This window comes from Bacillus sp. N6, assembly GCF_052805735.1.
Genome location: NZ_CM127843.1, coordinates 1,608,200 through 1,621,089 on the forward strand (window position 1 = coordinate 1,608,200; position 12,890 = coordinate 1,621,089).

Consider the following 12,890-nt stretch of genomic DNA (forward strand, 5'->3'; position numbering starts at 1 on the left):
TACGGAATTAATGGAAGGGGAGCGACACCTTTATGTCACAAGCACAAAGTATTTTATTAGAAAGCGGAACAAATGAATTAGAGATTGTTACGTACACTGTTGGTGAAAACCTATTTAGTATTAATGTAATGAAAGTACGTGAAATCATTAATCCATTCCCTGTTACAACTGTGCCAGAATCTCACCATGCAGTTGAAGGTGTTGTTCAAGTACGTGGTGAAATTTTACCTGTTATTAACTTGGCAATGGCTCTTAATTTAAAGTCAACAAAGCCACTTGATCAAACGAAATTTATCATCTCAGAATTAAACCAAATGAAAGTTATTTTCCGCGTTGATGAAGTGCATCGTATTCAACGTATTTCGTGGGAACAAATTGATGAACCAGCTTCATTATCTATGGGACTAGAAGAAACGACATCTGGTATTGTAAAACTAGATGGCAAAATCATCTTACTATTAGATTATGAAAAAATTGTATGTGAAATTAGCGGCACTGGTTATGACAATAAATCAATTGCAGGGTTAGAACAAAAAACAGATCGAGCTGAAAAAGTAATTTATATTGCAGAAGATTCAGCGATGCTTCGCCAAATATTAGAAGAAACATTATCATCAGCTGGATATACAAAAATGAACTTCTTCAGCAATGGTGCAGAAGCGTTAGCACAAATTGAAAAATTAGCGAAAGAGCAAGGCGAAAAAATGTTTGAACATATTCACCTGCTAATTACGGATATTGAAATGCCAAAAATGGATGGACATCATTTAACGAAAGTGGTTAAGGATAGTGAAGTAATGAATCGTTTACCAGTCATTATTTTCTCTTCATTAATTACAAATGAATTATTCCATAAAGGTGAAGCTGTAGGAGCAAATGCCCAAGTAAGTAAGCCAGATATTCAAGAGCTAATTGGTTTAGTTGATAAGTTAGTGCTTTAAAAGCTTCTATTTAGCCAGAATAGAAGCTCTAGCTAAGTGTTGAGCGGTCAGTGCTTAATAGAGCCCTATGCGATGTTGAGACCAGAGATATGGAGTGGTTATAGGTAAGCAGAAGAGCTGGTGTATAACATTTTTCTATTTAGTAGGAATAGAGGAACTACTTATGTAAGTAAGTTTTTAGTGATTAATAGAGTCTCATGCGATGTGAGTTCAGAGGTATGAAGTTTAGGTAAGAAGAAGTGAGACTTTGATTGAGGATCTGAAGACTGGATTTATAACTCTATTCTGTTAGAGAGGGGAAGGAATTAGCCATGTGTAGCATTGGCTAATTCCTTTTTGGTATTCTATACTCTAACCTGGCAGAAAAATGAAAGGTTTCTAAGATGTTTGGCGCTGTATGTACGAAAAAATCTTCAAATGAAGATTTTTGATTTAAAAATATAAGCAAACGTATTTTCGAGGGTTATTTTAGTAACATTTCGTGGTAACGCAAATTTTTTCGGTGAAAAAATATTCAAAATACCATATAATATAATTAAATGTAATTAATATGCAATTTTACATATTAATAAAAAAACATTTTCCAAATTTTTATACTTTCTATACATTTTTGTATGTTAATTATTTGACAGATAATTTCGAACTGTTATAATATGGATATGTAAAAATTGCTATTTTCTTAAAAGACATGGGAGTCAGATGAGAATTGTGAAAGGATGAGGGGGAGTGGCACAGATTATGTATCACCACACAGCAATTAATGTATTAGGTCTTTTACAAAACATGTCAAATAATAAAATGAACGATATGCAACTAGAGGTGGAATTTAAAAAAATAGAAAAAGAATTCCAAGTAAAGTATGAAGAATTACTTGATTTACATAATAGAATGGTATTATTTCAAATAGATATAGAAAAAAATGGCGGAATGCGAGCGTACGAAAAATCAGCAATTACATGGCTGAAATCTGAACTAGAGCTACTGTATGAAGTGTATCAATTTTGTCAGCGTCACGGTTTAAACATTTTAAATATTTCAAAATACGTAAGTAAAAATGAACTAAATCTTTTTCCAAAAACAGAAAGTCAATTGCAAAATACGTATTATAAATTGAAAAAACGTGAAATACCGTTTGAAAATATTGAAAAACAAAAACCAGGACGAAAGCGAAAATATATACCAGTAAAAGAGACAATCGTTGCAAGAAAACAAGAAAACGAGTACGAATTAAAAGAAGAAATCCAGCATAAAGAGGATGAAAAAAATCTTGTAACAGTTATATCTGGTATCGTTGATAATTTTGAAACAATTAATCAATGTAGTGAAAGGAAAGAAGACGAACTACATCAGTTTATGGAAGGTATTTATAAGCTTTCTAGCATGGCAGCAGGGCGTTCTAGGGAAGCGAAGAATACACGTAGTCTAGAAGGTGAATTGCAGTCGTTACAACTAGAAAATGAAAGGCTAAAACGAGAGAAAGAAGAGCTTGTACAAGATATTAAAGGCATGACGCAGCTTTTAATTCATTTCATTACAAGTTCTGATATCGATCAAATTCGTAAATTACCAACTTTCGTACAAGATTGTAAAATGGAATTACATAAACTAGGGCTATATAATGCACAAGACGGTAAAATGAAAATTATGGTTGATCGTAGCGGACAAGTTATGACCGTAACACAGTAATAAAAATTGGGTACAAAATAAAAGGGAGATACATAGTTTATATGTATTTCCCTTTTATTTTGTATGGAATCGTTCCAAAGATGGAAGATGAACTTTTACGATTGTAGTAGTTTAGAAACCATTTGCGGTATTTGATTAGCTTGTGAAACCATACTAAGTGCAACTTCAGTTAACAATTTAAACTTTAAAAAATCGCTCATTTCCTGCGCCATATCCGCATCTTCAATTCGAGATGCAGCATCTGTTAGGGCCATACTTTGGCTATTTAAATTTTCAATATTAAACTGTAAACGATTCATCATAGCACCGAGATCAGCACGATGAAGTGATACATTTTGTAAAGCCTCTTCAATTTTACGAATTGCAGCTCTTGCTTCTTGTTCTGTTGAAATCTTGATGTCGTGTTGTGTAGGGGAAGGGGGAATAGAGTTTGATATATGTACCGTATGACCGATATCGTCTAATGTAACAGGGCGGTTTTGACCACCAAATACGGATAAATCATTAAACTCAGTCGTCTCGCCAATATAGCCAATTTGTTCTGTTAAAGACTGAAACTCTTTATTCAGCGAATCACGATTTGCATTTGAATTTGTACCGTTCGCAGATTGAACGGCTAAATCACGCATACGCTGTAAAATATTCGTCACAGTTTGAAGGGCAGCTTCTGCCGTGCGAAGCATCGATATCGCATCCTCATTATTACGAATCGCCACACGCATACCACTTGCTCTCGCATACATACGAGTCACAATCGCAACATTCGCTGGATTATCAGAAGCAGTATTTAACTTCTTACCAGTCGCCAAATGCTCCATTGCCACATTCATACGTTTCTCATTCTCATACAACGACTGCCTAGCATTCATACTTAAAACATTCGTACCAATACGCATAATAGACACTCCTTATAGATTGATATAGTTAGTGTTCTAAAGCTAATAAACGGTTATGAAGAGAAAAAGAGACTTATGCTCACTTTATCTTTTTGTTTTCATACACGGAACGAGAATAAAATAGGCCCTGACCGCTACTAAATATGGCTAGAGCTTCTCTTTAAGCTAAAAAAATCTTTCAATCTATCTATATAGAAAAAATAAACCTCTCCGTAAGCAGAGAGGTTTATTCAGGAAACTAGCTCAAATGGCTTATTGTAATAATTTAGAAACCATTTGTGGAGTTTGGTTTGCTTGAGAAAGCATGCTGATTCCAGCTTCGTTCAAGATTTTGAACTTAGTCATTTCAGACATTTCTTTCGCCATATCAGCGTCTTCGATTTGAGAAGCAGCTGAAGCCATAGAAGAAGATTGGCTCTTAAGGTTGTTTACGTTAAAGTCTAGACGGTTTAATGTAGCACCTAGAGTTGCACGGTTGTCAGCAACTTTTGTAAGGGCAGCGTCAATTGCTGCAATTGCACTAGATGCATTTGAAGTTTCAAGTTTTGCACCAGCAGCAGGTGCTGTGAATGCAGCTCCAATTGCTTTAGCATTGTCTACAGTTTTGTCGTTTTCAAAAGTTGTAATTTTTTCGTTAATAGCCTTAACGTCATCACTTGACATGAAATCTTTTACTTTTTCAAATGCTTTTTTAAATTCTCCTACTTTAGTTTCGGCATCTGTTGCATCGTCTGCCAATCCAGTTAGGTTTCCTTTAGCAGTATTTGCACCTGTACGGTCTAAATCAGCAAGTGTTTTTTCAGTTTTTCCGTTAATTTGTAAATTATTAAGTTTTAATTCGTTAGTAGAAACATCTGATAATTTGATATTAATTTGTTTTCCAGTATCAGCATCATCTAATGTTTGAATTGCGATAGATTCTTTAGAACCATCTAGTAATTTTTGATCGTTGAATTCAGTATTTTTAGAAATGTAGTCAATTTGATCTTTTAATGCAGTAAATTCTTTGTCTAGTGCTGCTTGGTTTCCATCAGTATTCGTACCATTCGCAGATTGGTTAGCAAGGTCACGCATACGAAGTAAGATGTTAGATACTGAGTTCATTGCTGAGTCAGCTGTACGGATTAAAGACATACCGTCTTGTGTGTTGTTAGCTGCAACACCTAATCCGCTTTCACGAGCACGCATACGAGTTGCGATTGCAAGACCTGCTGCATCGTCAGAAGCGTTGTTGATACGTTTACCGCTTGATAAACGGTCCATAGCGTTGCTCATTTTTGCTTGGTTTTGGCGCATGTACTCTTGAGTACGCATGCTGTTAATGTTTGTATTAATTCTCATGTTAAGAAACCCCCATTTTTTTATATTGACTTTTCTGCAAATTGAAAAACGGTAATATGCGAAAAAATCAATTTCGAGATTTATTGTAATCCTTGCCACAACGGGTGTCAACTAAAAATTCGAATTAATAAATATAAAAAAATAACAGTTTAACAATATATTCATTTTTTTATTACATAATTATTAAAAGGATTATTGCAAACTTTAAAAAAAAACTCTAATATTAGATTATCTTTGTTTACCGAAAAGGTGATATTATGATAGTTGGAAATATAGTAAAAGAAGTGCTTGCATATAAGAAAGGACAAATTCAGCAAAAGCTAAGTAGTCCACAAGCATTCGTTAGTAGTCGTTTTCAAGAAAAATTGCAGAGTGAACCTGCGAAGGAGACGAAAGGTACTACGCAGCCGGCAAAGGTAGAGGATATGAGTCAGCCGGTACAATCTACGAAAATAGAAACGGCCGTAAATAAACCGGAACAATCTATTAATAAAGTAGAGGAAGCGAGTAAGCTTGAAGAAAAGACTGAAACGAAGAACGTAGATGAAGTGCAAGTCGCACAAAAAGAGTTTGAACGACGTTTCCCGGAAACGAAAAATGAGGCTGCTGATACGTGGGAATTAACGAAGAAGTATAATATTCAAAAAATACGTTCTTCCAATGAAGGGAAGTATGAGGATATTATTGATCGGGTAAGTCGTACATACGGAATTCCGAAAACGTTAATTCAAAAAATGATTGAAGTAGAATCAGATTTTAATCCGAAAACGGTGTCACATGCAGGTGCGAAGGGGCTAATGCAGCTTATGCCAGCGAATGTGAAAGAGATGGGTATAAAAGATCCATTTTCACCAGCTGAAAGTATTGAGGGTGGTGTGAAAGAGTTAAGCGGTTATTTAAAGAAAAATAACGGCGACTTAGTATTGGCACTTGCTTCTTATAATGCTGGACCTGGTAATGTGAGAAAGTACGGAGGCGTACCGCCATTTAAAGAAACGCAAGGATATATTAAAAAAATATTAAATATCGACGTTTCAAAATAAGAAGTTTCATATATAGAGAGAACATGAAATTTTCGTGAACATGATATGGGAGTTGGCTAGATTTGAAATTACAAGATGATATTCCGTTAACAATTTATTTTGAAATCGGAAATACGAAAAAGAAAATTGAAGATCTGCTTCATATTACGAAAGGTACATTGTATCGTCTTGAAAATTCAACGAAAAATACGGTGCGTCTTATGCTTGAGAATGAAGAGATTGGAACCGGAAAGATTTTGACGAAGAATGGAAAGATGTACGTTGAAATCGTTGAATTGAAAAGGTAGGGAAGGGGATTGTCATGAGTGGCGAAAAATTAAGCCAAGAGCAAATTGATGCCCTGCTGAAGGCGGTAAATGAAGGCGAGGAAATGCCAGCTTTCGCACAAGAAGCAGGAAAGCAAGAGAAATTTCAAGAGTATGATTTTAATAGACCAGAGAAGTTCGGTGTTGAGCATTTACGTAGTTTGCAAGCGATTGCTTCTACGTTTGGGAAACAGACGTCACAGACGTTATCAGCGCGTATGCGTATTCCAATTGAACTAGAGCCTTCAACAGTTGAACAAGTTCCATTTACGAGTGAGTATGTGGAGAAAATGCCGAAAGATTATTATTTATATTGCGTGATTGATCTCGGTTTACCAGAGCTTGGAGAAATTGTTATTGAGATTGATTTAGCATTCGTTATTTATATTCATGAATGTTGGCTTGGCGGAGATAGTAAGCGTAACTTTACGATGCGCAGACCGTTAACAGCATTTGAGTTTTTAACGCTTGATAATATATTCTTGCTTCTTTGTAAAAATTTAGAGCAATCATTTGAAAGTGTTGTTGCGATTGAACCGAAATTTGTAACGACGGAAACAGATCCGAATGCATTAAAGATTACGACAGCGAGCGATATCATTTCATTACTTAACGTAAATATGAAAACAGATTTTTGGAATACGACGGTGCGTATCGGGATTCCGTTCTTATCTGTTGAAGAAATTATGGATAAGTTAACGTCTGAAAATATTGTCGAACATTCTTCGGACAAACGTAGGAAGTATACGTCTGAAGTGGAAGTGAAAGTAAATCAAGTGTACAAACCTGTTCACGTTGCGATTGGTGAGCAGAAAATGACAATGAGTGAGATTGAACAAATTGAAGAAGGCGATATTATTCCGCTTCATACGAAAGTTTCGGATGAATTACTTGGTTATGTAGATGGAAAGCATAAATTTAATTGTTTTATTGGAAAAGATGGAACGCGTAAGGCGCTCCTATTTAAAAGTTTTGTAGAGTAGGAGGATCCATATGAAGCATGAAGTATCTCCTGTGTCATTAATGGGATTAGAAGATTTTGCAGGAAAGCGAAATGAAGCAGGCAAAGCACATATCGATACTGTTTCAGATATTTCGATTGAACTTGGTGTAAAGCTTGGAAAGTCATCTATTACGCTTGGTGATGTAAAGCAGTTAAAAGTTGGCGATGTTCTTGAAGTAGAGAAAAACTTAGGACATAAAGTAGATGTGTATTTAAGTAATATGAAAGTCGGCATCGGTGAAGCAATCGTAATGGACGAGAAATTCGGTATTATCATTTCTGAAATTGAAGCTGACAAGAAACAAGCGGCGCTTATGAAAGCGCAAAGTCAAATGCAAGATAAAGAGTAGAGGAGGAGTCATATGTCGTATATGACGACCTTATTTCAAGTCGTTTTACTGTTTGGTGCGCTCGGTTACGGTGCATATTATATGACGAAAAAGACGCGCAAACAGCAGTTTTTTAAGCAGGGTGAAAATGGCCATATTCAAGTAAAAGACGGCGTGTATTTAAATCATCAAACGAGTGCCTTTTTATTTGAAGTGGACGGAAAGCAAGTGTTCACTGTTATTAGTAATAACGGTGTGCAGTCTGTGCAATTAACCGGAACAGGAAATCAGTTTCAACAAGCACTAGAAGACGCGGTGAAGACTGAAACGAAAAAAGTAGAGGATCCATCATGAGAATAAAGAAACAGTTATCATTATTAGCCGTTATTTTCGTATTTTCTATCGTTTTTTCAATTATTTTTGTAAATCCAGCGTATGCGGCCCCGAACGGTTTTATTAATTTCGAAAATGGAAAAGAGTTTACGAGTAATTCAAGTGTACAACTATTTGCACTCGTTACCCTTTTATCATTATCTTCTTCTATCGTTCTATTATTTACACATTTTACTTATTTTATGATCGTTCTTGGGATTACACGTCAAGGACTTGGGGTAATGAATTTACCACCAAACCAAGTGCTTGTTGGACTTGCATTATTTTTATCACTCTTTACGATGCAGCCTGTACTCGGGCAACTGAAGAGCGATGTGTGGGATCCGATGACGAAAGAGAAAATAACAGTAAGCCAAGCTGCGGAAACGACAGCTCCTATTATGAAAGAGTATATGTCAAAGCATACGTATAAGCATGATTTGAAAATGATGCTGAAAGTACGCGGTGAAGAGTTGCCGAAAGATTTGAAAGATCTATCCTTATTTACACTCGTACCATCCTTTACGTTAACGCAAATTCAAAAAGGGTTACTTACAGGGATGTTCATTTATTTAGCGTTTGTATTTATAGATTTGATTATTAGTACACTTTTAATGTACCTCGGGATGATGATGGTACCGCCGATGATTTTAAGTTTACCATTTAAAATACTCGTTTTCGTATATTTAGGTGGATATACAAAAATCGTCGATATTATGTTTAAGACGGTCGCCTGAAGCGTTTGATGCTATGTGATAGGAGTCATATAAATGAATACGTCACCAATTATAGATATTTTCCAAACCTTTTTTTATAAAGGGGTTATGATTTTAATGCCGATTGCCGTTGTAAGTCTGATTGTCGTTATTATTATCGCGGTTATTATGGCAATGATGCAAATTCAAGAGCAAACGCTGACGTTTTTACCGAAAATGGCGAGTATTGTGCTCGTTATTATCATTTTAGGTCCGTGGATGTTCCAAGAGTTAACGATGCTTATTTTAGATTTATTTGATAAAATCCCATCGCTATTGCGTTCGTACTAAGATAGGTGAACTGAAATGAATATGGAATTATGGGCGGCAACGTTTTTTGCGTTTTGTCGCATTACTTCATTTTTATATTTTTTACCGTTTTTCTCAGGCCGATCCATTCCAGCAATGGCGAAGGTTACAGTTGGACTTGCTCTTTCAATTACAGTGGCCGATCAAGTGGATGTCTCTCACATCAAGACAGTTTGGGACGTTGCAGCTTATGCAGGAACGCAAATTGTAATTGGATTATCACTTTCAAAAATTGTAGAAATGCTGTGGAACATTCCGAAAATGGCAGGGCATATTTTAGACTTTGATATTGGTTTATCACAAGCAAGTTTGTTTGATGTAAATGCAGGGTCACAGTCCACTTTGCTATCAACAATTTTTGATATATTTTTTCTTATTATTTTTATTTCACTTGGCGGCATTAACTATTTCGTTGCCACTATTTTAAAGTCGTTTCAATATACAGAGGCGATTTCAAAATTGTTGACGACTAGTTTTTTAGATAGTCTACTCGCAACGTTATTATTTGCGATCACATCAGCGGTTGAAATTGCTCTGCCGCTTATGGGAAGTTTATTCATCATTAACTTTGTTTTAATTTTAATCGCAAAAAACGCTCCGCAATTAAACGTTTTTATGAATGCATACGTAATTAAAATTACATGTGGGATTTTGTTTATTGCGATGAGTGTACCGATGCTCGGTTATGTGTTTAAAAATATGACGGATGTATTACTTGAAGAGTATACGAAACTATTTAACTTTTTCTTAACGAAGTAGGGGGACGCGCATGGCAAAGGATAATAAAACAGAAAAGGCCACCCCGCAGAAGCGTAAAAAATCGCGTGAAGAAGGGAATATTGCCCGGAGTAAAGATTTAAATAATTTATTTTCCATTCTCGTATTAGCAGTTGTCGTTTATTTCTTCGGAGATTGGCTAGGTTATGAGATTGCAAATTCCGTAGCGGTGCTGTTTGATCAAATTGGAAAAAATACAGATTCAACCGAGTATTTTTATTTAATGGGGATTTTATTACTGAAAGTATCGGCTCCGATATTAATACTCGTATATGCTTTTCATTTATTCAATTATATGATTCAGGTCGGCTTCCTATTTTCTTCTAAAGTCATTAAACCGAAAGCGTCACGTATTAATCCGAAAAACTATTTTACGAGATTGTTTAGTCGTAAAAGTTTAGTAGATATTTTGAAATCACTGTTTTATATGGGATTAATCGGTTACGTTTCGTATGTTCTCTTTAAAAAGAATTTAGAGAAGATTGTTAGTATGATTGGATTTAACTGGACAGCGTCACTTACTGAAATTATTAGCCAAATTAAAATTATCTTTTTAGCCATTTTAATTATTTTAATCATTCTTTCTATTATTGATTTCATTTATCAAAAATGGGAGTACGAACAAGATATTAAGATGAAAAAAGAAGAAGTAAAAAGGGAGCATAAAGATAATGAAGGGGACCCGCAAGTAAAAGGGAAACGAAAAAACTTTATGCATGCGATCTTGCAAGGAACAATTGCGAAGAAGATGGATGGCGCAACGTTTATTGTAAACAACCCGACCCATATTTCAGTTGTACTCAGGTACAATAAACACGTTGATGCAGCACCAATTGTCGTTGCAAAAGGGGAAGATGAGCTCGCATTATATATACGAACACTTGCCCGTGAACAAGAAATACCAATGGTGGAAAACCGTCCACTTGCTCGTTCTTTATATTATCAAGTCGAGGAAGATGAGACGATTCCAGAAGATTTATACGTAGCTGTAATTGAAGTTATGCGCTATTTAATTCAGACGAATGAACTTGAAGTATAATAGCGCGTTTGGAGGAGATCTCTTTGTTTAAGATAGATTCTGCAAGAACCTATTTTTCTATCTTTTTAGCAGCGTCATTCGTAGTGGCGCTCTTAATTCCACTTCCACCATTTATACTTGATATCATTATCGTTTTTCTACTAAGTATGTCAGTACTTATTTATATGCGAGCGACAAGTATTAACGAGTGGGATGAATTAAAGTCATTTCCGACGATGTTGTTATTAATCGGGATTTTCCGCGTATCGATTAACGTTTCGACGACGCGAGCGATTTTAACAGACGGAAATGCGGGTCATGTTATTGAAGAGTTTGGCCAGTTCGTAATTGGCGGGAACTTATTAATTGGTATCGTTATTTTTATAGTTTTAATCATATTCCAGTTTATCGTTGCAAACGGTGCGTCTCGTACAGCTGAAGTAGCAGCTCGTTTTACACTTGATTCTTTACCAGGGAAACAAATGTCTATCGATGCTGATTTAAACCAGCGTATTATTTCAGAAAAAGATGCACAAGCAAAACGAAAAAAATTAAATATGGAAACAGAGTTTTACGGAGCGATGGATGGTGCCGGAAAGTTCATTAAAGGGGACGTTATTTTCGGGATTGTCATTTTATTCGTAAACATTATCTTCGGTTTAATTGTCGGAATGATGCAGCAAGGAATGAGCTTTGCAGATGCAGCTCTTCATTATACACAGTTAACTGTCGGTGACGGAATCGTAAACCAAATCGGTTCGTTAATGCTTGCAATTTCAACAGGTATTATCGTAACGCGTGTATTTGACGGCTCACCGGATACAGTAACAGAAGGTATCTTTAAAGAGCTATTAGCACATGAAGTCGTTGTATATGCACTTGGTGGTTTATTTATTGCAATGGGTATTTTTACTCCGCTACCGTTTTTACCATTCGCACTCGTTGGTGGAACGATTATCTTCTTAGGCATTCGTAATAAAAATCGAATAAAGAAAGAAAAAGAAGACGAGCTTCAAAAAGAATTAGAAATGATTCAAGGTGAAGATGAGCAATTGCAACAAGTGGAAGATTCATTCGGAGTATTTACGGATAAATATCCGATTATTGTAGAACTCGGTTTAGATTTAGCAGCACTTGTAAAGCAGAAAATTAACGGGGAAACAGCTCGTGATAAAGTTGTTCTTATGCGGAAGTCGATTATTACTGACCTCGGTATTAACGTTCCTGGAATTAACTTTAAAGATAATACGAGCTTTAGACCACGTGGTCGTTACATTATTCGTATTAAAGGTGCGAAGGCGGCTGAAGGTGTTTTAAAATCAGGTTATTTATTAGCACTAAAAACACCGAACGTAATGGCTGATTTAGATGCAGAACCAGCGAAAGATCCAATTTTCGGCGAAGATGGATATTGGATTTTAGAGCATATGGTGCAAGATGCACAAATGAAAGGCTATCAAGTGTTAGAGCCACTTAGCATATTAATTACACATTTAGATGTTGTCGTAAGACGTAATCTGCATGAATTAATTCAGCGCCAACATGTAAAAGACTTAATTAACTCGCTTGAAAATGATAATGGCGTTCTATTAGAAGAGATTAAGAAGAAAGAAATTGATTTATCACTCGTTCAAAATGTTATTAAACAACTTCTAAAAGAAGGTATTTCTATTCGTGATTTACCAACAATTATTGAAGGTATTATTGACGGAAAAGAAGTGTATCAAAATCACGTTGATGGTGTGACATCATTTGTTCGTGAATGTATTTCAAAAGTTATTTGTGAAAATGCGAAAAATCCGGACGGAAAAATTTATGCAGCGCTCTTCTCTGATTCAATTGAGTTAGATGCGGATGTTGTGAATAATTCATATCAAGGTTACTTATTAAACTGGGATCTAGATTTAGAAACACGTGTCGTTGAGCAAGTGCAACGCGTCTTTAAGCAAGCACGTTTAATGGGAAGAGAACCAGTGTTATTAACACGTAGAAAAGATTTTAGATTTGCGATTGTAAGACTGCTAGAACGTTATCAAGTGGAAGCACAAGTACTTTGTATTAGCGAATTAGCACCAGAAATTGTTGTGGATCAAATTGCCTATATTGAATAGTAGG

General features: G+C 35.6%; 13 protein-coding genes and 1 pseudogene. 12 read left to right on the forward strand and 2 right to left on the reverse strand.

The genetic code is table 11. The annotated features are described in order from the left end of the window. Nucleotides 1-32: 32 nt before the first annotated feature. Nucleotides 33-941 carry a chemotaxis protein gene (locus ACUXVC_RS08400; protein WP_000075943.1) on the forward strand — a complete coding sequence of 303 codons (909 nt, stop codon included), beginning with the start codon at nt 33-35 and terminating at the stop codon, nt 939-941. A gap of 738 nt (nt 942-1,679) precedes the next feature. Then, nucleotides 1,680-2,627, forward strand: a complete 948-nt coding sequence (locus ACUXVC_RS08405; protein ID WP_000274679.1) for a DNA-binding domain-containing protein — start codon at nt 1,680-1,682, stop codon at nt 2,625-2,627. A gap of 95 nt (nt 2,628-2,722) precedes the next feature. Here ACUXVC_RS08405 and ACUXVC_RS08410 read toward each other — a convergent pair whose 3' ends face one another. Next, nucleotides 2,723-3,523, reverse strand: a complete 801-nt coding sequence (locus tag ACUXVC_RS08410; protein ID WP_089170745.1) for a flagellin N-terminal helical domain-containing protein — start codon at nt 3,521-3,523, stop codon at nt 2,723-2,725. A gap of 252 nt (nt 3,524-3,775) precedes the next feature. After that, complete coding sequence (locus tag ACUXVC_RS08415) at nt 3,776-4,864, reverse strand: flagellin N-terminal helical domain-containing protein (protein ID WP_098447243.1); 1,089 nt, start codon at nt 4,862-4,864, stop codon at nt 3,776-3,778. Between the two features lie 734 nt (nt 4,865-5,598). On the opposite strand from ACUXVC_RS08415, the pseudogene ACUXVC_RS08420 reads away from it, so the two are divergent. The 10 genes and pseudogenes from ACUXVC_RS08420 to flhA form a co-directional block, all read left to right on the forward strand. Next, nucleotides 5,599-5,886: pseudogene (locus ACUXVC_RS08420) on the forward strand (lytic transglycosylase domain-containing protein); the annotation flags it as partial. Nucleotides 5,887-5,969: 83 nt separating this feature from the next. Then, nucleotides 5,970-6,194, forward strand: coding sequence for a flagellar motor switch protein FliN (locus ACUXVC_RS08425; RefSeq protein WP_000775712.1), 225 nt, complete (start codon nt 5,970-5,972; stop codon nt 6,192-6,194). Nucleotides 6,195-6,208: 14 nt separating this feature from the next. Next, nucleotides 6,209-7,195 (forward strand): flagellar motor switch protein FliM, encoded by a 987-nt coding sequence (fliM, locus tag ACUXVC_RS08430; protein ID WP_000012361.1) that lies wholly within the window; start codon nt 6,209-6,211, stop codon nt 7,193-7,195. A 10-nt stretch (nt 7,196-7,205) separates the two neighbouring features. After that, on the forward strand, nt 7,206-7,565 hold the full coding sequence (fliN, locus tag ACUXVC_RS08435) for a flagellar motor switch protein FliN (protein WP_000680010.1): 360 nt from the start codon (nt 7,206-7,208) through the stop codon (nt 7,563-7,565). 12 nt (nt 7,566-7,577) lie between these two features. Next, nucleotides 7,578-7,898, forward strand: a complete 321-nt coding sequence (locus ACUXVC_RS08440; protein WP_000121178.1) for a hypothetical protein — start codon at nt 7,578-7,580, stop codon at nt 7,896-7,898. Further along, complete coding sequence (locus tag ACUXVC_RS08445) at nt 7,895-8,653, forward strand: flagellar type III secretion system pore protein FliP (RefSeq protein ID WP_001220582.1); 759 nt, start codon at nt 7,895-7,897, stop codon at nt 8,651-8,653. The genes ACUXVC_RS08440 and ACUXVC_RS08445 overlap by 4 nt, the downstream gene beginning before the upstream one ends. A 33-nt stretch (nt 8,654-8,686) precedes the next feature. Beyond that, nucleotides 8,687-8,962 carry a flagellar biosynthetic protein FliQ gene (locus tag ACUXVC_RS08450; protein WP_001098080.1) on the forward strand — a complete coding sequence of 92 codons (276 nt, stop codon included), beginning with the start codon at nt 8,687-8,689 and terminating at the stop codon, nt 8,960-8,962. A 15-nt stretch (nt 8,963-8,977) separates the two neighbouring features. Beyond that, on the forward strand, nt 8,978-9,739 hold the full coding sequence (locus ACUXVC_RS08455; RefSeq protein WP_001055718.1) for a flagellar biosynthetic protein FliR: 762 nt from the start codon (nt 8,978-8,980) through the stop codon (nt 9,737-9,739). A 10-nt stretch (nt 9,740-9,749) separates the two neighbouring features. Next, on the forward strand, nt 9,750-10,796 hold the full coding sequence (flhB, locus tag ACUXVC_RS08460; protein WP_144465369.1) for a flagellar type III secretion system protein FlhB: 1,047 nt from the start codon (nt 9,750-9,752) through the stop codon (nt 10,794-10,796). Nucleotides 10,797-10,819: 23 nt separating this feature from the next. Next, a complete protein-coding gene (gene flhA, locus ACUXVC_RS08465; protein WP_095691125.1) occupies nt 10,820-12,886 on the forward strand; it encodes a flagellar biosynthesis protein FlhA in 2,067 nt (688 codons plus the stop codon). Nucleotides 12,887-12,890 lie beyond the last annotated feature (4 nt).

Coding starts and splice junctions, on each gene's coding strand:
- ACUXVC_RS08400 (WP_000075943.1), top strand. CDS start 33: ATGTCACAAGCACAAAGTATTTTATTAGAAAGCGGAACAAATGAATTA.
- ACUXVC_RS08405 (WP_000274679.1), top strand. CDS start 1,680: ATGTATCACCACACAGCAATTAATGTATTAGGTCTTTTACAAAACATG.
- ACUXVC_RS08410 (WP_089170745.1), bottom strand. CDS start 3,523: ATGCGTATTGGTACGAATGTTTTAAGTATGAATGCTAGGCAGTCGTTG.
- ACUXVC_RS08415 (WP_098447243.1), bottom strand. CDS start 4,864: ATGAGAATTAATACAAACATTAACAGCATGCGTACTCAAGAGTACATG.
- fliM (WP_000012361.1), top strand. CDS start 6,209: ATGAGTGGCGAAAAATTAAGCCAAGAGCAAATTGATGCCCTGCTGAAG.
- fliN (WP_000680010.1), top strand. CDS start 7,206: ATGAAGCATGAAGTATCTCCTGTGTCATTAATGGGATTAGAAGATTTT.
- ACUXVC_RS08440 (WP_000121178.1), top strand. CDS start 7,578: ATGTCGTATATGACGACCTTATTTCAAGTCGTTTTACTGTTTGGTGCG.
- ACUXVC_RS08445 (WP_001220582.1), top strand. CDS start 7,895: ATGAGAATAAAGAAACAGTTATCATTATTAGCCGTTATTTTCGTATTT.
- ACUXVC_RS08450 (WP_001098080.1), top strand. CDS start 8,687: ATGAATACGTCACCAATTATAGATATTTTCCAAACCTTTTTTTATAAA.
- ACUXVC_RS08455 (WP_001055718.1), top strand. CDS start 8,978: ATGAATATGGAATTATGGGCGGCAACGTTTTTTGCGTTTTGTCGCATT.
- flhB (WP_144465369.1), top strand. CDS start 9,750: ATGGCAAAGGATAATAAAACAGAAAAGGCCACCCCGCAGAAGCGTAAA.